The sequence below is a fragment of the Paraburkholderia piptadeniae genome, from assembly GCF_900007165.1.
GTDB lineage: Bacteria > Pseudomonadota > Gammaproteobacteria > Burkholderiales > Burkholderiaceae > Paraburkholderia > Paraburkholderia piptadeniae.
The window spans coordinates 25371-48629 of the sequence record NZ_CYGY02000068.1; the positions used below are offsets into that span (position 1 = coordinate 25371).

18 protein-coding genes are annotated in these 23259 nt (G+C 58.7%); 9 read left to right on the top strand and 9 right to left on the bottom strand.

Annotated elements, in window-relative coordinates; all coding sequences use genetic code 11:
• Positions 1-193 precede the first annotated feature (193 nt).
• Positions 194-508 (top strand): helix-turn-helix domain-containing protein, encoded by a 315-nt coding sequence (locus tag BN2476_RS32710; protein WP_235851072.1) that lies wholly within the window; start codon positions 194-196, stop codon positions 506-508.
• A gap of 186 nt (positions 509-694) precedes the next feature.
• On the opposite strand, the gene BN2476_RS49775 is transcribed toward BN2476_RS32710, so the two are convergent.
• The 5 genes from BN2476_RS49775 to BN2476_RS32735 all read right to left on the bottom strand — a co-directional run bounded on the left by BN2476_RS49775 (position 695) and on the right by BN2476_RS32735 (position 3525).
• The gene (locus BN2476_RS49775; protein WP_087738478.1) at positions 695-826 is read right to left on the bottom strand and encodes a type IV toxin-antitoxin system AbiEi family antitoxin; all 132 of its coding nucleotides are present in this window, start codon (positions 824-826) and stop codon (positions 695-697) included.
• The gene (locus tag BN2476_RS32720; protein WP_087738344.1) at positions 811-1125 is read right to left on the bottom strand and encodes a hypothetical protein; all 315 of its coding nucleotides are present in this window, start codon (positions 1123-1125) and stop codon (positions 811-813) included. Before BN2476_RS32720 ends, BN2476_RS49775 begins: the two co-directional genes overlap by 16 nt.
• Positions 1126-1840: 715 nt before the next feature.
• Entirely contained in the window at positions 1841-2053 is a 213-nt protein-coding gene (locus BN2476_RS32725; protein WP_087738345.1) for a hypothetical protein, read from the bottom strand.
• A 59-nt stretch (positions 2054-2112) separates the two neighbouring features.
• Positions 2113-2535: a hypothetical protein gene (locus BN2476_RS32730; RefSeq protein ID WP_143811097.1), complete on the bottom strand. Its 423-nt coding sequence runs from the start codon at positions 2533-2535 to the stop codon at positions 2113-2115.
• 57 nt (positions 2536-2592) lie between these two features.
• Positions 2593-3525 carry a hypothetical protein gene (locus BN2476_RS32735; RefSeq protein ID WP_087738347.1) on the bottom strand — a complete coding sequence of 311 codons (933 nt, stop codon included), beginning with the start codon at positions 3523-3525 and terminating at the stop codon, positions 2593-2595.
• A 448-nt stretch (positions 3526-3973) separates the two neighbouring features.
• On the opposite strand from BN2476_RS32735, the gene BN2476_RS32740 reads away from it, so the two are divergent.
• The 5 genes from BN2476_RS32740 to BN2476_RS32760 all read left to right on the top strand — a co-directional run bounded on the left by BN2476_RS32740 (position 3974) and on the right by BN2476_RS32760 (position 7987).
• The gene (locus BN2476_RS32740) at positions 3974-4891 is read left to right on the top strand and encodes a restriction endonuclease (RefSeq protein ID WP_087738479.1); all 918 of its coding nucleotides are present in this window, start codon (positions 3974-3976) and stop codon (positions 4889-4891) included.
• 197 nt (positions 4892-5088) lie between these two features.
• Positions 5089-5481, top strand: a complete 393-nt coding sequence (locus BN2476_RS32745; RefSeq protein ID WP_087738348.1) for a transposase — start codon at positions 5089-5091, stop codon at positions 5479-5481.
• Entirely contained in the window at positions 5478-5813 is a 336-nt protein-coding gene (tnpB, locus tag BN2476_RS32750; RefSeq protein WP_143811098.1) for an IS66 family insertion sequence element accessory protein TnpB, read from the top strand. Before BN2476_RS32745 ends, tnpB begins: the two co-directional genes overlap by 4 nt.
• Before the next feature lie 63 nt (positions 5814-5876).
• Positions 5877-7445 (top strand): IS66 family transposase, encoded by a 1569-nt coding sequence (tnpC, locus tag BN2476_RS32755; RefSeq protein ID WP_087738480.1) that lies wholly within the window; start codon positions 5877-5879, stop codon positions 7443-7445.
• Positions 7446-7711: 266 nt separating this feature from the next.
• Positions 7712-7987: a DUF4148 domain-containing protein gene (locus BN2476_RS32760; RefSeq protein WP_087738349.1), complete on the top strand. Its 276-nt coding sequence runs from the start codon at positions 7712-7714 to the stop codon at positions 7985-7987.
• A 270-nt stretch (positions 7988-8257) separates the two neighbouring features.
• Here the strand turns inward: BN2476_RS32760 and BN2476_RS32765 are convergent, their stop codons facing one another.
• On the bottom strand, positions 8258-9163 hold the full coding sequence (locus BN2476_RS32765; RefSeq protein ID WP_087738481.1) for a LysR substrate-binding domain-containing protein: 906 nt from the start codon (positions 9161-9163) through the stop codon (positions 8258-8260).
• 358 nt (positions 9164-9521) lie between these two features.
• Between BN2476_RS32765 and BN2476_RS49385 the strand changes: the two genes are divergently transcribed.
• Positions 9522-11060, top strand: a complete 1539-nt coding sequence (locus BN2476_RS49385; protein WP_268957973.1) for a methyl-accepting chemotaxis protein — start codon at positions 9522-9524, stop codon at positions 11058-11060.
• 441 nt (positions 11061-11501) lie between these two features.
• Here the strand turns inward: BN2476_RS49385 and BN2476_RS32775 are convergent, their stop codons facing one another.
• Positions 11502-12416 carry a GIY-YIG nuclease family protein gene (locus tag BN2476_RS32775; RefSeq protein WP_087738350.1) on the bottom strand — a complete coding sequence of 305 codons (915 nt, stop codon included), beginning with the start codon at positions 12414-12416 and terminating at the stop codon, positions 11502-11504.
• A 158-nt stretch (positions 12417-12574) separates the two neighbouring features.
• Complete coding sequence (locus BN2476_RS32780; RefSeq protein WP_087738351.1) at positions 12575-14278, bottom strand: site-specific integrase; 1704 nt, start codon at positions 14276-14278, stop codon at positions 12575-12577.
• 529 nt (positions 14279-14807) lie between these two features.
• Here BN2476_RS32780 and BN2476_RS32790 point away from each other — a divergent pair.
• On the top strand, positions 14808-15035 hold the full coding sequence (locus BN2476_RS32790; protein WP_143811099.1) for an integrase core domain-containing protein: 228 nt from the start codon (positions 14808-14810) through the stop codon (positions 15033-15035).
• Between the two features lie 880 nt (positions 15036-15915).
• Here the strand turns inward: BN2476_RS32790 and BN2476_RS32800 are convergent.
• Positions 15916-20082 carry an NACHT domain-containing protein gene (locus BN2476_RS32800; protein ID WP_218274563.1) on the bottom strand — a complete coding sequence of 1389 codons (4167 nt, stop codon included), beginning with the start codon at positions 20080-20082 and terminating at the stop codon, positions 15916-15918.
• A 973-nt stretch (positions 20083-21055) separates the two neighbouring features.
• Here BN2476_RS32800 and BN2476_RS32805 point away from each other — a divergent pair.
• On the top strand, positions 21056-22807 hold the full coding sequence (locus BN2476_RS32805; protein ID WP_218274564.1) for an AIPR family protein: 1752 nt from the start codon (positions 21056-21058) through the stop codon (positions 22805-22807).
• Positions 22808-23259 lie beyond the last annotated feature (452 nt).

Sequence of the window (23259 nt, forward strand, 5' to 3'; positions counted from 1 at the left end):
GCCTTGCCACGTCTTTCGCGGGCGTCCTCGACATTGTCGGAGGGAAAACTGACGGGGGGAAAATTCTTCATACCCAGGCCAGACAGCGCTTTGCGCCCAACGCACCGCATCTAATTCCCAGTGTACTGGGAAGACAAATTATAGCGGGAAATAGAGAGTGCTCCCATTTCACTGGGAGCGGGATTTGGAAGCGGTGCAGGCAGTCTTTGGTGTCATGCTTCGCGAGCGGCGACTTGCGGCCGGATTAACGCAGGAGCAGTTGGCCTTCGAGGCGTCCATCCGCCGCAACTACGTGAGCATGCTGGAACTTGGACAGCACCAACCGACGCTGACCATGCTGTTCGCGCTCGCCACAGCCCTGGACTGCACGCCGAGCGATCTGCTCGCCGACCTGGAAACGCGGCTTGCCCAGTCCGGAGGCCGAAAACACCGGCTGAAACGGCAACGTGCCACTACAACCGTTGCCGAACTCCCACCGAAAACGCCGGCGCGCGGCCGGACGCGTTGACGGCGGGGGGCACATCTGGTACCCGAAACACGGCCTGCCCCGTTGCCCCGCGTTATCGAGAGACCGTACGTAAAACGGAGGCTTCGATTGCAGGTTCATTGTCGGCGGCGTAACACGGCCATGTGAACTAACTCGGCCATGTGAGCGCAATATGGCAGTCGCGGGAACGGGCGGCACGCAAGCAGTTTAACGGGCGATAAACCGGTCACGGATCAACCTTGCTGTTTCCACGTTACAAGAGTCGCCGCTCGCGATAAGGTCCGAATATTCCTGAACCGGTGGGCAGCTGCCCGGCCGTCGCGTTAGAAGATGCCGAATCTGAACGCGTAATCGACCTCTTCACGAAGTGCCACGCATCCCTTGATTACGGTCAACGCTGAAGTAACCAGCAACACATCCCTGTCGCGATCGCCGCCACGTTCGGGCGACCAGACCTTCGCCCCGTGAAAAAGGTTGTTCCTGACACGCCGGACCATCAGCAAGACCTGCTGGGCCTTTTTCAGGTTCCCGTCGGGAACCGATTCCTGCCAATGGATACGTCCTTCCCTGAGTACCTGCTTGCGAGGTGGATGCCTCAGCAAATAGTCGACGCTTTGCTCAAACTGTTCGTCCTTCACACGCCTGAAATGCCAGTCGATATCGATCGCAAACCCGTCCCAATCGGCTTCGACAGATTTCTGGCTACCCTTTGAAGCCAGAACACTTCAAGGCGTATTCACAACGCGCAAACGTGCCCAAAAACTCATACGTCAATTGCTCCGGAAGTGGCACCTGAGGAAACAGGATTTCATCGGCTTTTCCGGTGTGCGATCCGTTAGCCGCCTCGCGCGTAGCTGAGTGTCTGATTGACATATTCTGATCGCCTCCCGTTCACTTTCAGTAATTCACCAATACGGAACGCCGATGACCTGATTCATCACGTTAGCAAATGTGCCCGTTCCGATTCCCACCAGGATCGCCCCTGCGACCGCCCCCGTCGCCCATGCCTCCCCGGGGCCCCATTTGCCGCTCCAGCGTCGCATAACGTGGCCTGTGCCATGAGCCCACCAGCATTTTCTGGAGCCGCCATGCGATGAAAATTGCAATGAGGATCGCGACTGGCGCAGCCCAACGCCGGTAGTCCTAGCGAATCTTCGTCGCGGGCCCGTCGAACGACGAGCCCCAAGGCGAGGGCAATGGACGCCGCAAAAACCAGCGAAAAGACACCATAGGAACTGCGACCCGCTGTTGGCACAAGACTCTCCGTTTTCATCGAAGCCGGATCGTCGCTGGCGTTTCGCGATGTGTCGCGCACCACGGCATACAGCGCAACCTCAAGCCGGGTAGAAACACTCAGGAGCCGATGAAATCATTCGAGCCCAACTTCCTTGAACCATGCCTGACTTCGTATGCGCTTCCAAGTTCGCGCTGCACGCCCTCGGCTTCGTCCCTGGTCAAGAACATCCCGGCGAGATCCCAGGGGCTATTGCGAATAACGGCCCATCCAACGATCCATCCTTCGTTGTCGCTGTCCAATGCATAAGACTTCTTTTGCTCTTCGGTCACCTCTGTTTTCCTCCGTTCCTCAGCATCCCCATGTGGGATAGTTCTCCGACTAGGTCAATCTAGCCAGCAACATGACGGGCTTTCAGCAACGAGCATGCGACGCCCAGAACGACCTGTTCGTCCGGCTCTCTCGAGAAAGAGACCGCGACTTTCGGGGCTTCGGATTGCGACGCGACCTGCTTGCCCGCCTTATCGTACAGACGTGAAGCCAGAATCCATGTTGAATCGCCACCGCACGTGCCGACGCGCTGGTATTCGACTGCAGCAACACTGCTCCCCGGCGCTGTTTCGGTGCGCCGCTCCCAGTATGTCACACGCCCATCGTTTCGAAGCGCAATAGAACTCGCATCGACATAGAGCCCATTCACCTGGTTGGGGTGCCACTGGACTGCCTTCCAGGCGGACCCGGAATCCAGGGGAAGTTCCGCTTTGGCCACCATTGCGACGGTGACCAGGCCAGCAGCAAAAATCAGTTTTTTCATCAGTTTCATTCCGGTTTGACGATATGTCCCGCCCGTATCGAATACGTTAAACGACCTTCATCCTGTTCCGCCCGTCTGCGCTAAAGTCTTGACACAAGTCGAGCGTTCCCGCTGCAAGATTTCGGGCAGGTGAGTGCCGATAAAAGTCAAAAGCGAGAAAGCCTTCAGACTGTTTATCTCCGTCCCGTAGTCCGAGACCTCCCCGTGCATGACCTGATGCCGGTTCAACACGGTAAAGCGCCCTCCCTCCTTCTGAGCGGCTTGCTTCCTGGCGTTGGCGCTTTTCATGAAGTCGAGATCGTGCAAGGTCAGCAGCGGGTGTATCAAATCCAGCAGCGCCGGGTCTGCCGCAAGTTGCTCGCGCAGGGCGACGGAGGCTTGCAACTCTGGCTGTCCGCGCATGTCCTTCACGCGCGTGTCCTTCATGAACGCAGATTTAACATCCGCGATCTCTGTCAACAGGCCGTCTGCCTGAGCAATGAAAACCGGAATCGCCAGGCAGTAACCGTCGGTTCCGAGCGCCTTGTGCGCGTTCACCGCCGCCTGGATGACGGGTGCTCGGGCCGGGTGTTTTTTAAAAAGCTCATCAGCAAAAAAATCAAGATTGTCGCGATAGTACTGCGTAAGCACCTGATCAATTTCGTCGGGCAGCGCCCCGTTGAGCTTATCGATCAGTTCAATCACACCCTGCAGCGAATCGCTCCAGCCAAAAAACCAACCGTTACCCGCAGCGAGTGTCATCGCAGCTTTGGACTGCGCTGGCAACGCTTGCATCCTGCGAATTGCTTCGGACCAGTCGATCCGTTCCAATGCGTGCAGGTGCAGCGCGATCCGGGGAAAGATTTCCTGGGCGACAGCCTGAATGCCGAGGCTCATTGAATTGAACATCGCAAGGCCGCGCGCAATGACTGGCGCGTATTGCTCGAGTTCGCTCTGCCACTTCTGCGCGACTGCGAGGATGTGCAAGTCTGCCGGAGTTTCTTGCGCCATTCTTATTCCGCTTTTTGAGGTGAATTCTCGTGATGACGTCCGGGCAATGCGGCGTCGCCGAGCATGTGACGCCGGCCCGCGATCGCATCAGTTTGACACGCGCGAAGCGTCTGGACGGCTGCCTGAACTGTCGTGCACGGCCACCACTCGCTGACGTCGGGCGGCAGAAGAACTCATATGCGAACCCTTGGGTGAATAACGGCATCTGCCACGCTTCCTTTAGTCCCGTCCATCGTCGTCCCGACTACGGCGAAGGCTGCCCGCAGGGAGCTATCCAAACAGGGCGTCGGGATAAGAACCGCGTTGAGTCGACCCAAGGGCTGAGGTGGCCATCGAGGTCGGGCTTATTGCCGTTGCGCGAAATTACGGAAGGCGATGGACCCACCGCGTTTCCGCGCAGCGCCGCCCGAGTGTTAAGCTCTGACGGTCGCGATAATCATTCTTGTCCGTGTCCAGTCTAAAGCCTTCGGCAGTTAAATTTATCAAGCTTGGCTATGGTGGCGAATGGGAGGCCCAGTGCCTGTCATCGGGAACGCTGAGGTTTGGATATCACGAAACACCGGACGATCTCTGCGTCCGGGGCGACTGGGAGGCAGTGCGTGAGCTATGGATCGGCTTGCGCAATGGCAATGGCGGGACTGCCACCCGTGACACAGATCAGATCAGGGCGTTTTATACAACCGGTCCCGACTCAGTCTTCATTACCTTCTCCGGTGGCTACCTCTACTGGTGTCAGCCGGTTGGGCAGGTCGAAGTCCTGGATGATGGCAGCCGCCTGCGAAGGACGCTGTGCGGCTGGCACAACCGCAGCCTCGCGGGCGTGCCGCTAACGATGGATCGGCTTAGCGGCCACCTGCTGAAAGTCCAGGGGTTCCGGGGCACGATTTGCAATGTCGATGCGCGTGACTACCTGGTCCGCAAGATCAACGACGAACCGTTACCCGAAGTCTCGGCTGCGATCGCCGCGGAGGCAGCTCACAAGCTTGCAATTGTCGACTTGTGCCGGTTACTGACGTGGCAGGACTTTGAGCTGCTTGTGGATCTTCTGTTTTCGACAAGCGGTTGGCGCCGCACAGGCGCGGTGGGTCGTACGCAGAAAACCGTCGATCTTGAACTGGAGTTGCCGACCACAGGAGAGAAGGCATTCGTACAGGTCAAGTCAGACGCGACCGTCGCGTCGCTGTCGGAGTATGTCGAACAGTTCGGATCGAGTGCTGCGTACGCCAGAATGTTCTTTGTATGGCACACAGGGGCCCTGCCGGAACACACCGCGATCGAGGGTGTCACGCTGCTGGGACCCACACGGCTGGCTCAGCTCATTCTCGACAGTGGGCTGTCAAGGTGGCTTCGTGAAAAGGTTTCATAGCATGGAACACAATAAGTAGAACGAACCGAACCGCATTTCGTCGAACCTCCGATGTTTCTCCGCGTTGCGCCATGGTGCCCTGTCATCCGGTGTCACATGGCACAGCGCCGTAAGGGTCCGGTGAAGTCAGGTTGAGGTTCGTGGTCTGCGCATAGGAGCATCGTGTCCATCAAAAGCTTGATGGAGACGTGTACACCATGGCGGACGACGATCGGATTGATGAGGGAGTGGTACCGGCAATAGAGCGTCGCAAACACAGCCGGGAATTCAAGGAGATGGCGGTGCGCGCGGCGATGCAACCGCACGTGTCGATCGCGGCGGTGGCGCTGCATTACCGCCTGAACGCAAACCTGCTGCGCCGATGGGTGGTGGCAGCGCGACAGCGTGCGGGCGACCATCCGGCGCCGGATGAAGCGCAGCCGCCACCGACGGCGACATTCGTGCCACTACAACTACAAGCACCGGTTGCTGCAACTGATCGGGGCGAGATCCGCATCGAGATTCGCCGCGGTGCTGCCACGATTACGCTCTACTGGCCGGTGTCGGCGGCCGATGATTGCGCGGCCTGGCTACAGGGGTGGTTGCGATGATCCGCATCGACGCGATCTGGCTGGCAACTGAGCCCGTGGACATGCGGGCGGGCGCCGATACGCTGCTCGCACGCGTGGTCAAGGTATTCGGCGCGGCGCGCCCGCACCATGCTTACCTGTTTGCCAACCGGCATTCGACGCGAATGAAGGTGTTGGTCTACGACGGCCTGGGGATCTGGCTGGCCACGCGGCGCCTGAATCGCGGGCGGTTCGTCTGGAGCAACGGCGAGCAGTCCGTTGCACTGCCGCTGAATCAGGAACAGTTACGGGCACTGGTGACGGGACTGCCGTGGCGCACACTGGCAAGCGATCACGCCATTACTGTGGTGTGAGGCCAACGCGCACGTAAACAGTTTCGCTTCCTGATGCGTGGCGTGTCTGTCAGACTCGCTGTCATGGACCAGCCCGTCGATCTCGCCACGCTCAGCGCTGACCAGTTGCGAACACTGGCTACGGAGCTGGTCGCCCAGCTCGCAGACAGGCAACGCGAAGTTGGTGAGAAGGAACGGGAGCTGCAGTATCGGCAAACCCGCATCGACCAGCTCACGCATGAGCTCTCGGTCATCAAACGGCAACAGTTTGGCAAGCGCAGCGAGCAGTTCAATACGGAACAGATGAGCCTGCTCGACGAGGCGATCGATACGGATCTGGCCGCGATTGAAGCCGAGCTCGAACAGCTTCAGCCGGATACGCCGGAGCGCAGATCACGGCAGCTGCAACGTCCGCGACGCGCGCCGTTGCCTGCGCATCTGCCGCGAAGCGACATTCATCACGATCCGGATACCACGACGTGCCACTGCGGCTGCGAGCTTGAGCGCATTGGCGAAGACATTAGCGAGAAGCTTGACTACACGCCAGGCGCGTTCACAGTCGAGCGACATATCCGCGGCAAGTGGGTGTGCCGTCAATGCGAGACGCTGACGCAGACACCCGTGCCCGCGCACATCATCGACAAGGGCATCCCTACTGCCGCGCTGTTGGCCTGGGTGCTGGTATCGAAGTTCGCCGATCATCTGCCGCTGTACCGGCTTGAGCGCGTCTGCGTCCGCGCAGGGCTGGCGATCCCTCAGTCGACGCTGGGCGACTGGGTGGGTGTATGCGGCGTGCGATTGCGGCCGCTGGTCGATGCATTGCGCGAACAGATCCTGCGTCAGGGTGTGTTGCATGCTGATGAAACGCCTGTGCAGATGCTCAGTCCGGGCAAAGGCAAGACACATCGTGCGTATCTTTGGGCGTATGCCACGACGCAATACGCGTCGATCAAGGCAGTCGTGTATGACTTCGCCGACAGCCGCGCTGGCGAGCATGCGCGCGCCTTCCTGGGCGACTGGCATGGCAAGCTGGTGTGCGACGACTATAGCGGCTACAAGAACAGTTTTACCCGGGGCATCACGGAGATCGGCTGTGCCGCGCATGCGCGACGCAAGTTCTTCGAGCTGCATGCAAACCATCAGAGTGAGATCGCCGGGCAGGCATTGAAATACTTCGGCACGCTATACGAAATCGAACGGGAAGCCGCGGTGCTTGATCCCGATGCACGGCGTGCGCTGCGGCATAGCCGTTCGCGACCGGTGATGGATGCGTTGCATGCGTGGATGAGCGCGCAGCGGTGCCTGGTTCCAGAAGCCTCAGGAATTGCGAAAGCCCTGGACTACAACCTCAATCGCTGGGCGGCGCTCACGCGCTATCTCGACGATGGGCACGTGCCCATTGATAACAACTGGATTGAGAACCAGATCCGTCCCTGGGCGACTGGGAGGAAAAACTGGTTGTTCGCGGGCTCACTTCGCGCCGGCGAACGTGCCGCTGCCATCATGAGCCTGATTCGCTCGGCACAATTGAACGGGCACGATCCGCTCTCCTATCTGAAGGACGTGCTCACGCGTCTGCCAACACATCGCGCTTCTGACATCGAACAGTTGCTTCCTCACTGCTGGGCTCCCGCGTTGCCCGATCTCAGCTAGCCAGCTCGCTCCCGTGCCTTCGCCGGGCGCTTACACAGCGCCACGCCTCCTCGGACCTTGCAATGCAATTACAACCTCGCGCTTCGCGAACCTTGCGAAAACCATACCGTGGCCTCCGGATGTATGTGGCTCGGGGCCCGGAGCCCCTGCTGAAAACGGTACGTACCCGGTTAATTTCTGTAACGGAGACGACGGATTAGGTAATAACCATGATGAGGGTAACCCCTTATACTGGGACCTGATGGAACTCACCAAAAGGTTCGACCATGAAACCGCTAACGCTCGCTGTTGTTCTCACCGCCCTCTGCGCTCCCGCGCTCTCCCACGCCCAGTCGTTTTCGGCGGATCAATCCAGTGCCCCGCTCACCCGCGCTCAGGTGCGCGAAGAATTTATCGCGCTCGAAAAGGCGGGATACGATCCTCAGGACAAGACAGACTATCCGTCTAACCTCGCTCAGGCGGAGTCGATCGTGGCGCAGCAGAACCACGCCAATACCGGTTATGCAGCGAATACCAACGGTGCAATCCAGGCTCCGAGGTGAAGCCGCGCGTGATCTGCACGCGCTTCGAAACGTGCCACCCCGCCAGGCGCGGGCAGACCTGTTTTGACTTGAGACATTCGGAACAACGACGTGGATTGCAGGTGCTAACAGTGCGATTTCCGAATGGCGCGAACCTGATCGCACGTTGACTAGTTCGCGACGCCCCGCGTCCGTGATCGCAGACTTGCAGCAATGCACGTCCTGTCAGCCGATGTGTCAGCGACATCGCAGGGCCGGTCGATTGGTAACCGGTCTTACAGACCGTCCCTGTCACTTTTCGCTGAACTCCTGCACCAGCTCGATAAAGCAGGAGCGCTGGAACGTGTTGCCCTCATCCGCCCTGAATACGAGATACAGGACACCCACCGCGTTGCTGTCCGTGACCAGTTCACGCCAGGCGACGCCAGCGATCGCAATCCCTTGTAGCGCTGCCGGCACGATCGTCACGCCGAGTCCTGCAGCGACAAGGCCGAGGATGGTTGCAGCTTCGTTCGCCTCCTGCTCTACGTGCGGAGTAAAGCCGGCGTCGTTGCAGATAGCGTAGACCTGCTCATAAAATCCGGCACCCACTCCGTCAGGCCGCAGGACAAATGACTCGTCGGCGAGATCCTGGATCGCCACAGGCTTGCCCGATTGCGCAAGCGGGTGGTCCACGTTCAGGGCGACCATCAGCCGGTCTCGCCGTACGGGGACGGCGGTTATGTTCTCGGGTAACGTCGTGTTTGCTGCGGGCCTGATCAGGCCGACATCAAGTTCAGACATCCGGAGCGCCTCAAGGATCGGCCCGGTCATCGAGGACTTCAGCGAGAGACGCACATTCGGCAGTTGACGCCGGTACGCATGGACGACGCTGGAGAACACGCGCGTAAATGGCACTGTCGCGGTGAAACCCACACGCAGCACCCCCACTTCCCCCCGCCCCGCCCGCTTGGCCACGTCAACGGCATGTGCGGCCTGGCTAAGCACCACCTTCGCTTCCGATAGAAAGAGACTGCCGGCTTCCGTCAGTGATACATGGCCGCGGTTGCGATCGAACAGCACGGCGCCGAGTTCGCGCTCCAGATCCTGTACATGCTGGCTGAGCGGGGGTTGGCTGATATGCAGTCGACGGGCGGCTTTCGTGAAGCTCAACTCTTCAGCGACTGCGACGAAATAGCGGAAGTGACGCAACTCCATGGTAGCTCCGGACAAGGGGCCTGTTTCAAGAGCCAGGACTGTGACGATGGATACGCTGCTGGCGCGCAGGATACACCCAACAAAAATTATCGGGGACACCGTTTGTTGTGCGACAGAACCCGCGCGACGGTCGGCAGTCACCGCGGCGTGTCTTATAGGAATTTCAGATAAGAGATGCATCGAATCGGTATTAGACGAAACTTTTTTTCCCGACGAAAGTTTCTCATTGCAATGGAATCTTAATCGCTGACAGGCCGTCTGAAAGCGAGGGCAAACACAATGAGTTCAGCAGACGCGAGCGGGGAACATGTTACGGACTACGGCTCACACCGGGGTGGAGCAATGGCGGCTGGCAGACATGAAAATAGGTATCAGATTGACGCTGGGCTTCGCGGTCGTCCTGCTGCTGATTGCGGTGATGACGGGGTTGGGCGTTGTCATGCTGGGGCTGCTGAAAGCGCAAGCCGACACTATTGCCGATACGAACCTCCCCCGGCTGTTGCACGCCGGGGCAGCCCGGGAAAACCTGGCTTCGATCGCCATCTCCGCCCGAAACATTCTCCTGAATGACGACCCTCAGGTACAGGACAGTGCCCTGGCGAAAATCAGGGTTTCGCAGAAGAAACTCCGCGAAGATCTTGCCTACCTGACGGGCACCATTGCACGGCCCGAGGTCCGCGACCGGCTCATGCAGCAGGCTAACGGTTACGAGCAGGGCGTGAATCAGGTGCTCGACCTCCATGCAAGTGGTAAGCAGGCCGAAGCGGTCAAGCTGTTACGCAGCGACCTGCTCCCCATCTTCATCGGTTACAAGGCGGCGCTTGATGACATTAACCAGTTTCAGATGGCACAAACCGGAAAGGCGACGCAGGACATCTACAGCATTTACGAAACCAGTCGTCAGATCCTCATAGGGCTCGCTCTTCTCACGATGATGTGCGGCGTTGTCCTGGGTCGACTGATCACGCGTAGCATTACCCGTCCCATATCCGAAGCCGTGCGCATAGCGCGTACTGTCGCAGCCGGCGACCTGACGCAACATATCGCATCGACCAGCAGGGATGAAACCGGACAGCTGTTAGCCGCGCTGAGCGATATGAACGGCAGCCTCAGACAGATTGTCGGCGACGTACGTCATGGCTCCGACACCATCGTGCTAGCATCAAGCGAAATTGCCGCTGGCAACAGCGACCTGAGCTCCCGCACCGAGGAGCAGGCAGCATCGCTCGAACAGACAGCCGCCAGCATGGAGCAATTGACGGCGACAGTCCGCCAGAACGCGGAGAGCGCAACGCAAGGTAGCGCGCTTGCCGCAGAAGCATCGAACGTGGCTGAGCGTAGCGGCGATATGGTGGGACGCGTCGTGAACACAATGCGGGAGATATCCGAGAGCTCCACCAAGGTTGCCGAGATCATCGGCGCCATCGAAGGCATTGCTTTCCAGACGAACATTCTTGCACTCAACGCGGCGGTAGAAGCGGCCCGCGCCGGTGAGCAGGGGCGTGGCTTCGCGGTGGTTGCGGGAGAAGTGCGGGCGCTTGCGCAGCGCTCGGCCATTTCAGCAAAAGAGATCAAGGATCTGATCGGGGATTCGGTGGATCGCGTGAAGGCAGGCGTTGCACAGGTTGACGAGGCGGGAACGACCATGGATGAAGTGGTGCAGGCTGTGCGGCGGGTGTCAAGCCTGATGACGGAGATTGCGGCGGCTTCGATTGAACAGCATCAGGGCATTGAGCAGGTGAACAAAGCTGCCTCGCAAATGGACGAGGTCACGCAGCAGAATGCTGCACTCGTCGAACAGGCTGCCGCCGCCGCGGCCTCACTTCACGATCAGGCATCGCAGATGGTGCAGCGGGTCGCCACCTTTCGCCTGTCGAACGACAACGCAGGCATCTGAGGATCTGCGCGCTATTGCAAAACGCTGCGCGAAAAGTTGCGGCGCTCCGGCTTCGGCCGGAGCGCCGCTCTCTATGCCGGATCTCTGCAGTCGAGACTCACGAGCGCACCTGCTGTCTGCAACTATTTATACATTCTCTTCGGCAAATGCATCCTGTGTGTTGACGTTGTGCGACAGGCGGTCTCGCGTTTGATCCAATCTAAAGCCTGGTATGAGACATGGAGCGTAGATTTGACTGCTACGTGTCCAGCTCAATTGGTTCGGCCGTTATGATTTTCGCTCGCAAGTGTTGTCGTTGAGCCTGACTGTACCTGTCGGAGAATCTCGCTTCTTTTTTCAGGGCTGCTAGCCGAAGCGCGTCGCGGGTTGGATCGCGCCTCCCCCCGCGCCGTCATCGGCATGCAGCCAACGGTTTCCGCGGCAGGCGACCGGGCTGCTTCATTACTTGCCGAAGCGCTCCATCTTTACGTTCAGAAGGTCGTTTGCGAAGCTCCGGACGAGCAAAGCCTCCAACTCGTTAATCAGCGCGTCGTCTACCTTATAAGCGGAAAAATACGTAGCGAGGTGACTCAAATGGCGTGTTGTCAGCCTGACCTGGCGGGCGTATTCATCCGAGGTCTTGAACTCGCCGCGTTCCGGATGCTGAACGCGGTACACGCGTTGCGTCGTGTCGCGGTCCCTATTGAAGGCAAGATTCATCTCCTTCCACAGACTCTGGCGTTGCGCCTTGCCTACATACAGGCCCCGCCCCCGGGAGTCGTAAAAGACATAGATTCCGTGACTTTCCTCCAGTGCGCTCTTGAGGCCCAGCAGCGCTTTGGTGGTGTCCGGCGCACGCGTCGGAAACAGTTCCGCAGTCCCGTTAGCTGATCTTCGAAAAGGCGAAAGCTGGAAATACTCGACGACCGGTGCAATCGCGCATTCATGCGCCGACTTGACTGCACGTTGCCTCGCCTTCAGCAGCCCGTCAGACAGCTTTCTGCCTGTCAGGCCGTACTTCAACCAGTTGTTTACCGTCCCGGCGGAGATACCGAGTTGATGACTGAATCGCCCGTTCGTCCCGACGTCGAACTTGTCGCGAAGGCTGGCAATCGCTTCTTTCGCTATCTTGACGCGCTCCTTCTGCTCGCTGGAGCGCATCGTTTTTACGATTGCGCGCGCTAGCTTTTCTTCGGTCAGTCCATTTGATTCCCAGTCGCGGAAATTTGCCTGACTAAGACCTAATAGATTCCCGAGTTCCTGAGTACTTTGAACGTCGAGTTTTCGCTTGAGCGCGCTAATAAGACGGTGGGCGTCTATCGAATTCCTGGTCACTTTCTGGATTCTCGTCCGGTCTGGGTTTTCTGGTGGATTCATCGTGCGTCAAGCCTTGTCATCGGCAAAATCACGAGAAAATTTAGATTCCCGCGTGTCCGGGCGCGGCTGTTCGGTCGGTTCTGAACTGGAACGAGATGGTCGCTCACAACCCGATCTGGCTGTGCCCGTCAGATGGTGTCCCCGCACGACATGCTTCCTCATTTCCGGGATCCGAACGCCCCCGACAACTGTCGCGCCCGGCGCACATCATCCCCGTGGAGATAGATTGATGTCGTCGCGACCGATGCGTGTCGCAGATTGTCGCGCACGGTGGTCAGCTCCGCGCCGTTCGCGAGCGCGTGCGTTGCATGCGAGTGCCGCATCCAGTGCGGACTCGCGCGGCGCAGCTTGCCGGCGAGCGCGGGATGGTCACCATCCACCTGCTCCGCCACCTGCCGGAAAAACCGTCTCGTCACCGCCCACAGGCGCATGCTGCTGATGGCGCCGACGTCCTCGGCGTCAAGACTGCCGACCAGCGGTGTGTCCGGGCGCCATCGGGCCGGAGAGACGGGCAATTGCCGCTCCACCAGGTAGCGTGTCAGTGCATCCCATGCGAGTGGGGGTAGCGCGACCCGGCCGGCCTTATGGCCCTTCCCGGTCACGCGCAGCCAGTGCTCGCCGCGGGCATCCGTGTCGATGTGGCCCAGCGCTGCACCTGAAAGTTCGCTGATGCGCAGGCCCGTTGCGAAGCCAAAGTCGAGCAGAAAGCGCAGTCGCCCGGCGGCTGCCGTCGACCAGCCATACGACCATTCAAGCCCATCGGCGATGGTGCGTACCAGCAGCCATTCGCCTTCCGTGAAGGCGCGGGACGCGTCCAGATCCGCGGCTTTTGCGCCACCCCTGACCTTGACGCCCGAGAACGGGTTCGCGAGCACGTAGCGTTGCTCGATCAGCCAGCGGAACAGCGCACTGAGAATCGACAGCGCGTGCGCCGCAGAGCGCGCTGACAGGCCCCCGGCAAACGGGCGCCAGTCCGGCGAGCTGCGCGGCCGCAACGGCCCGACCCAGCGTTCACGCGGGCTCGGGCGACGCAGGAACGAACGGTAGGCGACGGCGTCTTCGGTGGTGAGCGATGACAGTGCGCGCCCGCGTTCAACAATGGCCCACAGGATCAGGCGCTCGGCTTCCTTGCGGTACGTGCGCTGCGTCGCCGCCGATTCGTGCAGCGCCAGCCAGGCCTGCACGGCCTCGTAATCGTTGCCGGCGTCGAGCGTGCACGTCGCACGCGGCGCCCGGAACGCACCGGACGACCCGTCGACCTGCTCCGGCATGCGCAGACTCTCCCACGGGACGATGCTGCTACGTCTTTCCTCGGGGATGAGCGCGCGCGCCCGCTCGGTCAGCGCCGGCCAGGCGGCAAACAACGCCTCGATCCGCCTGGCGCTTGCCGCGCCGAGGTCGGGGACGGCCTTCCACCACTGCCGCCGGCGCGGGATGCGCACGGTCAGGTCAGCGAGGGTGACGATGCCCTGCGCGTGGAGCGCGCGCACGGCCCGCGACGAAAACCATTGCTCAACGGGATCCGCGATCTCCGGTTCGGGCGGGCGTGCATGCCGCAGCTGTTCGATCGCGTGGGCGACGGCCTGCGCATGTCGCGTACGTTCGGCGGCCGGATGGCCGAGCACCCCCACCAGATCGTCGCGATGCGCGCGCCGCGCCGCTGCGGTCAACGTGCGCCGGATCTGGCCGAGCACGCCGCGCGCCGAGCGCCCTTCCCCGACCCTGCCTGGCAGGTAACGTGCGACTGCTTCGCGCGACGGGAGCCCGGCGTACCACGCACGCAGCGCGGCGAGCGCATCGGCGTCGGGAAAGTCCGCTGGCCCGACGGTCACGGGTTTAGGGGAAGTGAGGTGCGTTTTCATGAGTGCCAGTTTCGCACAAAAATGCATCTAGCGAGATAACAAGGGTTATCTCAACAGACGCGTTTTCGTGCAACGTCCGCCGCAGCCGTCGCGACGCCAAACGGCCGATCGGGAGCGGCGGGGAAGCGCCCGGTACGGCCTGTTGTCGCCATCAAGCCCTCAAATGGCTGGGATCGGTAGAGTCGAGTTGTGGCGCGGTAGCATTAGGTTCGGTTTGTCTGTTTCCGCCCCTTTCGTTTGGCGGTGCCCGAGTATCCTTGCCTTAACCCCGTTTCCACAACCCGCTCATCGAACCGGACAGGCAGATCTCCCGCATCCGGCTCTCGGACAAGACATCACGCCTTCGTACACGGCTAGTCACTGCCAAGGCCCCTGTAGACGAACGAGACCAAAGTACCCGTAGAGGTGCGAGGGTGGATAGCTCCCGCCCGTGCGACGTCTTACTTTGTGCTTGGTACGTAACCACCGACGCAACCGCGCGCCGGTGTAGCTATCGAGCGCCCGATATGCGCGACTGACCGTCCCTTCTATGAGCAGCGGCTTGTCAAAGGAAAGGGGCCTCAGTTCAAGACCAACGCAATACGTGAAGTTGCTGCTCGGTTACCTGAAGGCATATGAGTCGGTCAGCCACGCACGACGCTCAATCGGCGATTACATCAATCTGTACAACCAGAGACGACCTCATTCGAGTCTGGAAGACCGCACGCCAGATGAGGCATACTTCGCGACGCTGCCAGCGATTAAATCGGCAGCATGAACGCCCCGGTGGTTCCACTTAAAAATCTCGCGACCCTGTCCGAACAAGCGGTGCCACCTCTCAGATCACTGAAGATATACCGGCCGGCGTGCGTGTGCGTGGCGAAGATCCAGTGTGTCTTCGCCACTGTCGCACTATCGTTCTATGCCGCGGTTTGTCTCGCCGAGCAATCCACTGTTCTCCCTGTCGAACAGGCGGACTTACCGGTCTATCACGTCGGCGACACCTGGTCCTTCGGGAGTCCCGAGAGCGCCTACCCGGCTAGCGTGACGCGACACACGGTTGTCGAAGTCACGCCGCAACAGACTCGCATGTCCGTACAGCACCCACACGGCGAGCCGCATGAACACAACTTCGACAGCACTGGTAATGTCACTGTAGACGGTTCGTACTCTTACCAACCGAATAGCGGTTTGATGCGGTTCCCGCTGAAGGTTGGGGAAAGTTGGAGTACGGACTATACCGTCACGCGCCGCGAGCGGAGCTCTCTGTGGATGACAAGTCACGTCTCTGTTGAGGGCTCAGAAGTTGTGCACGTGAAGGCGGGAGACTTCAGCCTTGAACCTGTGATCGGGCAATGCACATGTTTCGCATAACCTTGCGGTTTCGGCTCTCTCGTGCTGGATTTTGTCCGCTGTTGGCGCGAAAGCTGGCATCGGCTACTAGCTCACTGATCGGCCAAAGTGGGTCGAGTGCTGCCCGATGTGGGTCGATCAACGGCGGACCACGGCGCCGTGTTCGACGGTCGGACCGGGTCCGGCCATGAAGTGCCGTTCGCTTGCACCGTTGCGCGGCCATTGGAACGCCGGCTTGGACTCAAATAGCGGCCGTTAGCTGAAATATGCTTACCCGCCTACCGGAGCGACGGTTATCTGGGGGGCTAGCCTTCAGCGGTCGCGTTCGGGTCCGGTGCCATGATAGGCCAAGGCTTACCGGAAGCGAGATCGGGATGGCGTGGCTCGGACATGGGCATGCCACGCTCGTCCCTTATCGTGTCGATGGTGTTCAGGCAGCGCGCGGCAGCATCCGTTGGCCCGCCGTCCCTCGTCTCTGCAAGCAGTTTCTTTCTAAGTTCGGGGACAGGAATAGAGACGACGTTGTAAGCGCCGCTCCAATTCTCAACGGGAACGTGTTCGGTGACGACGTTCTCTATCGAGCGCCACCCTAACAAGGACTGGTTCCGTTTGTTCTCAATGTCGGTCAGGAGCAGAATTCCCTCAACATCGGGACTTTCCGCGACTGCCCGCGCCAGCAGCACAAGCGGCTGCGACATTGCCTCGTCTTTCAATAGTCCGTATACGTGCCTGCGGACTTCAGGGAATTTGGCAATCAACGCGGCGAGTTCACTGGACTGGCGCCAGTCGTCAAACGACTTGCCGTGAAGAGTGCCATTCGCCGTCAAGTCGATGAGACGGAGTGCGGCAGATGTGGTGCCGAACTTCAGGGCAGTTTCGCGCCATCGATAATTTTGATAAAAGCGCGGGTCTTCCTCGGCGAGCTTGAACAAGATTTCCTCCCCCTCCTCTGAGGCGGTTTCGGCGAGACAGCCAATCATTTCTTCAAAGAATCCGGGATGCCGTAGGGCCGCGGGCATTTCACGTACGACCTCAAGCGTGTCTGCTGGGCGATTCGTGAATGGCAATAACCGCAGCCATTCGCGCAGCTCGTAGCCGTCACCTTGCGTGAGTATCCACGGTTCCTTCTTCGCAGCCTCGAATGTTTCTGCGATGCCGTCAACGACAAGCTTGCTGTCGATCTCCTCGCCCGACAGGATACGGTTCAGGAGCAGTTTGCAGCGTTCGCGCCGGGAAGACAGGGTGAGAAGCGTTTCGATCGTTGTTTTGTGCTGGCCGTGTGGCAGGCGCGCTGCGACGATGCCGAGTGAAGCCGCAAGTTTCTTCTGCTCGTCGGTTGTGCCGTCCGCGATCAGCGACCCAATCGCAGTGAAAATAGCTTCCGATTCCACCGACGTCGCGGTGGGGTCGGCGGTGCGTGCCGCGCGCTTTTCCTTCACACAGCTGAAATCCACGCCGCCGAAGAATCCTTTGTCGCGCGGTGGCTCGTTTGCTGTTTCCCATTGCGAGGCAAGAACGCTAGCCGCGAGTTCTCCGAAGTGCGGGTCGGCGAGATATTCGCGCATGAGCGCGGCGGTCTCCGGCGCGTCGATCGCGAGAAACGCGCGCTGATACTCGTGCGTCATCGGCTGGCGTGCCTCATTGACAGCATTGCCCTGTCGCCAGCCTGCGGCTTCGGCCTCTTCTATGAAGGCGCCGTAGCGTCGAAGATTTTCATCCAGCAGCCGCTTCAGCAGCGGCAGCAGGCTCGCGTCGGGAGCGCAGCTGGCGAGCGTTGCGATCGCCGCCATTTGCCATCGTTCTGCGATGCCAGAGACCAACATACGGTCGCCCCAGTCTGCAATAAGCCCGCGGATCGCTACGAGGCCTTCCGCATTAAAGGGCCTGGAGCTATCGGTTTCGCCATTGGAATGACGTGACAGCCGCTCGGCCAACCGCGCCATCTGCTCGCTGTTTGCCTGCGCTGAGCGAGCTTGCACTGCGGCGACGAGGCTCGCACCCGGCACGTGGGCAATGCGGGCTTGAATTTGGTGATAACGGTCGGCCGCCCTTTTGTCGTACGTGCCGTCTGAGTGGCGTAACCGCGTCGCGACATCCAATAGTGCGTCAACCAGGCGGCCTGTAGCCTTCGGACCGAGGACAGATGCGGCCGCCTCCGCGCGGTCGTCGCGAACCGGGCCTTCCGCTAGCGCGAGCTGCAGCAGCGTGTCGTCCTCGAAGCTGCACCCCGCCGAAGCGAGAATATCGTCTGCACCATAGAACAACGTGCGGCCTGTCCGCACGCGCGCCAGCAGACCTTCGGCCACGGCACGGGGATACCGATTGCGCGCTTCATAGACGAGATGCACTACCGCATCCTGGCTGTTCTCGACTTCCATCTCGCTGATGATGGCTACGAGGTCTGCGCTCCTGTCCTGACCATCGCTGGCAAAGACGATCGTGCGCAGCCGATCGTAAGCCGACACGCATTCCTTGGCCTTCCGCTCACGAGCAGCTTCAATCCCTTGCCTTACGCGCTCGTCGCTTACGTCATCAATGAGGTCCTTTCGAACCAGTAAGTCGAAGGTCGATTCTTTCGCTTCTTTGAGCAGCGCGGCAAGGTGGTGATCAGCGCGACGAAACGCCAGTGCTTCGGCCACTGCAGCCTGCACTTCAGGGTCTGGATCATCCTTCGCGATCGCAGTCGCGAGATCGAGGCCATCCATCTCGCTGTGCGACGCCATTTCCGACAAGAGGAGCAACCGTGGCTGTGGCGGCAAAGTCCTGATGCGCTTCACCGCGTCCGGCCCAAGCAAGGGAGGACGGAAGCGCCTGCAATTGCGCAGCGCCTTGAGACTTACCTGATCGTTCTCATGCGTGATGAGCGGCCAGACGCGATCGAGGAATTCGGGGCGCCCCGAGTTCATCATGAAGCGCAATGCGCGGTCGCATTTTCCCGGCGCGTTCCAGTGTTCGACCCGCGCTTGGATCGTCGAGGCGATAGAAACCCAGACGTCGTCCGTCGCTCGATATATCATCTCGGCCGCAAGGAGCGGATCGACCTCGAAAGCGGCAAGAATGGTCACTCCGCAAGCAGCCTTTTCGGGCGCTTCGCCGCGCGCCATGCGTTCGACGGCGAAGAGAATCGCTTCTTCCCATACGGGGAAATTGAAGATTTCCGCTTTCAGAGTCTCGAGCCCCGCCGTGACTGAAGCGTTCGCGATGATCTGCCGTTCCACCCAGTGAGAGGCGTACCATTCCTGAAACTGCTGGTGCTGGAACGACACACCGTGCGTATCGCCCGCGCGCATGAGCACGTGGTTGTCGACCAGGACTTCAAGCACGGCGTCGGGTTCGGGCTTGGCCGCTATTTGCCCGTTCGCGACGAGTAGTGTTGCCGTTTCGGAAAGCGAGCGCCGCGCGCTGTAATCTGTGATGGCCGTGTTCGCTGTTTGCGTGGCGAAGATGGCCAGACCGTCCAGAAAGTCCTGCTGGAACCCCCTCGCCACGGCTCGCAACGCCTCTGCACGGCGCGCGTCTTTCTCGTGGGCCGCCACAAACCGTCGCAAGACCTCTTCCTTTGTTGTAGGAAACGGTGCGCCGTCTGGTAGAGAGAGCACGGCGATGAGATAGAGCGGAATTGAGACCAACTCGCGCACGCCCGCCGTGCGCCAAGCTTGATCGACAATCTTCGCGCCCGCATCGCCGCGCATCGCCTTGGCGATTTCCATCTGCTGCTCGTCGTTTAGCGACAGCAACTCGACGAGTTTTCCGGGAAACGGAACATCGAGGACTTGCTTGCGTGTCGAAACGACGAGGCCAAGTTGGGGCAATGCCGCTTTAAGTGCTTCCACCTGAACGCGCGCGCGCTCGCGCGCGACTGCGTCCAACTCGTTCCAGCCATCGAGCAACAGCACGACGCCGGGCAGGGCCGCAGCGACACGGAAATCGACTTCTGATATATCGCGAAACGCTGGGCGTTTCAGGATCGAGTCCAGTACCGCGATGTTCTCAGTCGCCCAATCGCCTAGAGGAATGACTACGGGTATGCCGCTGTCGCTGGCCAAAACGCCATCGGCAATCTGAAACAAAGTCGTTGTTTTGCCCATTCCGGGCGACGCGACGAGGATCAGGTCGTCAAGCGTCCTAACAGCGCTGGCGAGCGCGGTCGTCGTCGCGGGTGTCTCGTAGCCGTCTACCTTTACCGTCAGCGCAACGGATGTGCGCGGCCACTTTGCCGTCTTCCGAAATGTCGCAAGATCAGCCTCGGCGGCACGGCGGACTCGAGTATGCGAGTCGTCTTGCGGCGGAGACGCTAGCACTGGCGGCGCTTCGTTTCGCAGCACGCGTCGCCACGAGTCTTCTTCTGCCAGCTTCTTCCACTCGCGCAAACGTTCGGTGGTGAATTCCTTTACGTCGGAGTCAATGGCCTTGCCGTGATCGCGACACAGCCAGATGCCATTGTTCGCGGAACTGCGCTCGTCCGCTGACATCGAAGCGTCATAACGCGGGCCGCCAGGAGCGGCGGCGCAGATGTGTGCCGCTGTACCGATGTTGATCTCGCCCTTCCCATCCGCGGTTGCTCCGACCGTCGGCGTACGGCAAGTTGGAAAGGAGCAAAGCCAGCCCGCGCGCTTCGCGATCTGCAGCGCCGTCGTCTTTGAGAAATCGTCTCTGCGTCTGTTCGCCACGGGCTAGATACTCGAACGTTCCGCTAGCTTACCGGAGCGGCACGCTGGAAATATACCACTTCGGCGTTGCAGCCAGCCCTGATGCGGAACCTCTTCGGAAGCTTGCGTATCACCACGCCCCGCGAACAAGTCCGTTGATGGGAATAGGCTGTGTTATGCGGATGAACCAAGGATGCACACGCGGCGCGCCTACAGTTCACGTGCATACGACGTCTACGCCTCTCTTCGAGGCATTATTTCCTCGTCGGCGTACGTATGTCACGCTTGATCGGACGACCGCTGTGCACCCGAAAGTCGCCATTTACACAACCGCCCGACGAGCGGCAGAGAAGGGTCGACGGGCTCGGCCGACGACATCCGGCGGCAGTCCGCCGGCCACAAACGGCCGTTCACGTACGTGGTCGCTCGGGCGTTCAGACGACCGCTTTGCTGCGGCACCGGACAGAGTCTTTCAATGCCCCCGGCTAAGGGAGTTAAGGGAACATGCCACTTCGATACGGCTGACCGCCCCTGCAGTACTTCTCAGAGTTAGGCCGTTGCGGCATGGAATGAACAAGCGCTAGTGCTTCGGTTACGCGGGCCTCGCGGCAATACAATCCGCATAATCTATACGCAATGTCACTGTTTCCGACAGCTCACGTTGTAAGGTGTATTGCATTTGGTCGAATCTCTTTCGCTGCTTGGTATATGATGACGCGCACTTTGGGGAAACGCGGCGGTAGACGCCGCGTGGCGTTCTCATTTAACGACGCATCGGGGAAATATGCACATAATTTTGAAAAATCACGTCGAAGAATTGGCGCGTGATTTTGAATACGAAGATCTGGCCGTCTCAAAACAGTTCGAACGATTTTGTAATTATTGCGTAACCTCCAAGCATTATTTCGGCCGGTTCAGCCCTGCTGATGTCACCACGGACGAGGATGATGCATCCATAGATGGTTTGGCTGTGCTGATAGATGGTGACCTGATCACAACGGTCGATGACGCGATCGAAGTATTTAAGACCCACAAAACCAATTTGCCCGTCGACATAATCTTTACTCAAATAAAAAGTGGTGAGCAATTCAAGAAGGATGAAATTGCCAACTTCAAGATGGGGCTTGAAGATTTTCTCTCGCTTGATCCCAAGCTACCAAATGGGAAATTTAACACCGAATCACTCGAAATTTTCAAAATTGTTCTAAGCAATCTGAAAAAGGTCAGAAATCGACGTCCTAATTGTGTTGTCTACTACTGCACTTCAGGCGTCTATTCGGCAGAACGTGAAATCAAAGCCGCCTTCGGTATTATTGAACGTTATATAAAAGAGATTGAATTCTTCTATGCTGTTGACGTGGCACCCCTTGGTCGTAGTGAGCTGATCAGATATTACGCACAACTCTCTGAGAAGAATGAGGCAAAGCTCAAGCTCATAGACTACTTTGGAATGCCTGCAATGCCCGGTATTCCGCAATCTTACGTTGCAATTGTGAACGCTCGTAATTTGGTCGACGCATTGTTGGTGGATCCAGATGGAAATCTCCGCGAATCAGTATTTGAGGAGAATGTCAGATCGTTCCTTGGAAGTGGCAATGACGTTAATGCGGCTATAAAAAAGACCTTGCAAGATGGCGAAAAGAAATCTTTATTTTCTGTCTTAAATAATGGAATCACCGTTGTAGCACCGGAATTGACTTTAACGCCAAATACTAAAGAGTTGCAGCTTGTTAATTATCAAGTCATTAACGGTTGCCAAACAAGTAGTACGTTGCACGAAAATAAGTTGCTCTTGACTGATTCCGTGAATGTTGTAGTGAAATTCATTGAGTCACCCGAAAACGATGCATCCAGTGATATTATAGCTGCAACAAACAGCCAATCAGACATACCTAAAGAAGCATTCTTTGGGCTTCGCGAAAAAGCGAAATTGGTGCAGAAATATTTTAAAATTCAAAATCAAGAGAGGGCACCTGAAAATCATATTCATTTCGAGCGTCGGCAGGGCGAGTTTAAAAATGTGGGCTACCAGTCGACCCGCATTTTTGATGTTCGTGAAGTTGCACGGTGCTATGCTGCTATGTTTCTTGATCTGCCGCATAATGCAGCGAGATATGTGGCCACGATTTTTTCGGCAAGTGGCGATAATTTATTTCGTGAGGGCGATCATGAAGCCTATTACTATGCTGCGTGTTTGGTGCTATACAAATATCAGACATTGATTAATGGTCGGAAGATTGGCGCGCAAAACTACATTAAGGCACGCTGGCATGTAATTCAGCTTTTCAAATGGCTATGCATTGGCGAGATGGACACTCCGGCACCTAATTCAAAGAAGGCGGAGGCCTATGCGCTAAAATTGATCGAGGCATTGAATTCTGAGACAAAGTCTTACATTAAGACTTTTGAACGCTGCCAGAAGATCATCGATGATTTAGGTTTCCCGACAGATGATGAACTCAAGCGCGCTCGATTTGCTCAACAAACAATGACCGCAGTTCGCGAAGTGCTTGCGAAGAAGGGTAAAGCAGCTAGGAAACGAGGATAAGACAGCACGCCGCGGAGCGGAGTGACTGACGTTACTGCGAGACATCGCAGGATGTATGCGATTGGCTACCCACTCCCCATAAGAGCGGGCATTGTTTGTTCTCCGAGTAGGAACCGAAGGATGTCATCAGAGATCAGATGCTTGCTCAGGTCAAATTCACCATGCGATAACCTCGGTCATAGACGTCCCGGTCAAGTCCATTCGACGTTTCGTTCAGTGGGTCCGCTGTACCTCGGAAGCGGACTTGACTACAGTTGATGACCGAGTGGCCGGAGCGGGTCCGGCAACGGCCAACCGGCCTTCCACTTCGCAGCCCGGCTGAGCGGTTCCATCAATCCACTTGCATCGGCCGATTGAATCCGCAGTCGGCTGAGGTCATTGCCCTGAGTACCCAATTCGGCGAACAAGCACACGCTGCAAGGAGGGGGCCGGTAGAAACATTCTGGCCTTAG

Bases quoted from the DNA above. Each gene is read 5' to 3' on its own strand.
- BN2476_RS32730 (WP_143811097.1), bottom strand. From the start codon at position 2,535: ATGAAAAAACTGATTTTTGCTGCTGGCCTGGTCACCGTCGCAATGGTG.
- BN2476_RS32735 (WP_087738347.1), bottom strand. From the start codon at position 3,525: ATGGCGCAAGAAACTCCGGCAGACTTGCACATCCTCGCAGTCGCGCAG.
- BN2476_RS32745 (WP_087738348.1), top strand. From the start codon at position 5,089: ATGGCGGACGACGATCGGATTGATGAGGGAGTGGTACCGGCAATAGAG.
- tnpB (WP_143811098.1), top strand. From the start codon at position 5,478: ATGATCCGCATCGACGCGATCTGGCTGGCAACTGAGCCCGTGGACATG.
- tnpC (WP_087738480.1), top strand. From the start codon at position 5,877: ATGGACCAGCCCGTCGATCTCGCCACGCTCAGCGCTGACCAGTTGCGA.
- BN2476_RS32760 (WP_087738349.1), top strand. From the start codon at position 7,712: ATGAAACCGCTAACGCTCGCTGTTGTTCTCACCGCCCTCTGCGCTCCC.
- BN2476_RS32765 (WP_087738481.1), bottom strand. From the start codon at position 9,163: ATGGAGTTGCGTCACTTCCGCTATTTCGTCGCAGTCGCTGAAGAGTTG.
- BN2476_RS49385 (WP_268957973.1), top strand. From the start codon at position 9,522: ATGAAAATAGGTATCAGATTGACGCTGGGCTTCGCGGTCGTCCTGCTG.
- BN2476_RS32775 (WP_087738350.1), bottom strand. From the start codon at position 12,416: ATGAATCCACCAGAAAACCCAGACCGGACGAGAATCCAGAAAGTGACC.
- BN2476_RS32780 (WP_087738351.1), bottom strand. From the start codon at position 14,278: ATGAAAACGCACCTCACTTCCCCTAAACCCGTGACCGTCGGGCCAGCG.
- BN2476_RS32790 (WP_143811099.1), top strand. From the start codon at position 14,808: ATGAGCAGCGGCTTGTCAAAGGAAAGGGGCCTCAGTTCAAGACCAACG.
- BN2476_RS32800 (WP_218274563.1), bottom strand. From the start codon at position 20,082: ATGTCAGCGGACGAGCGCAGTTCCGCGAACAATGGCATCTGGCTGTGT.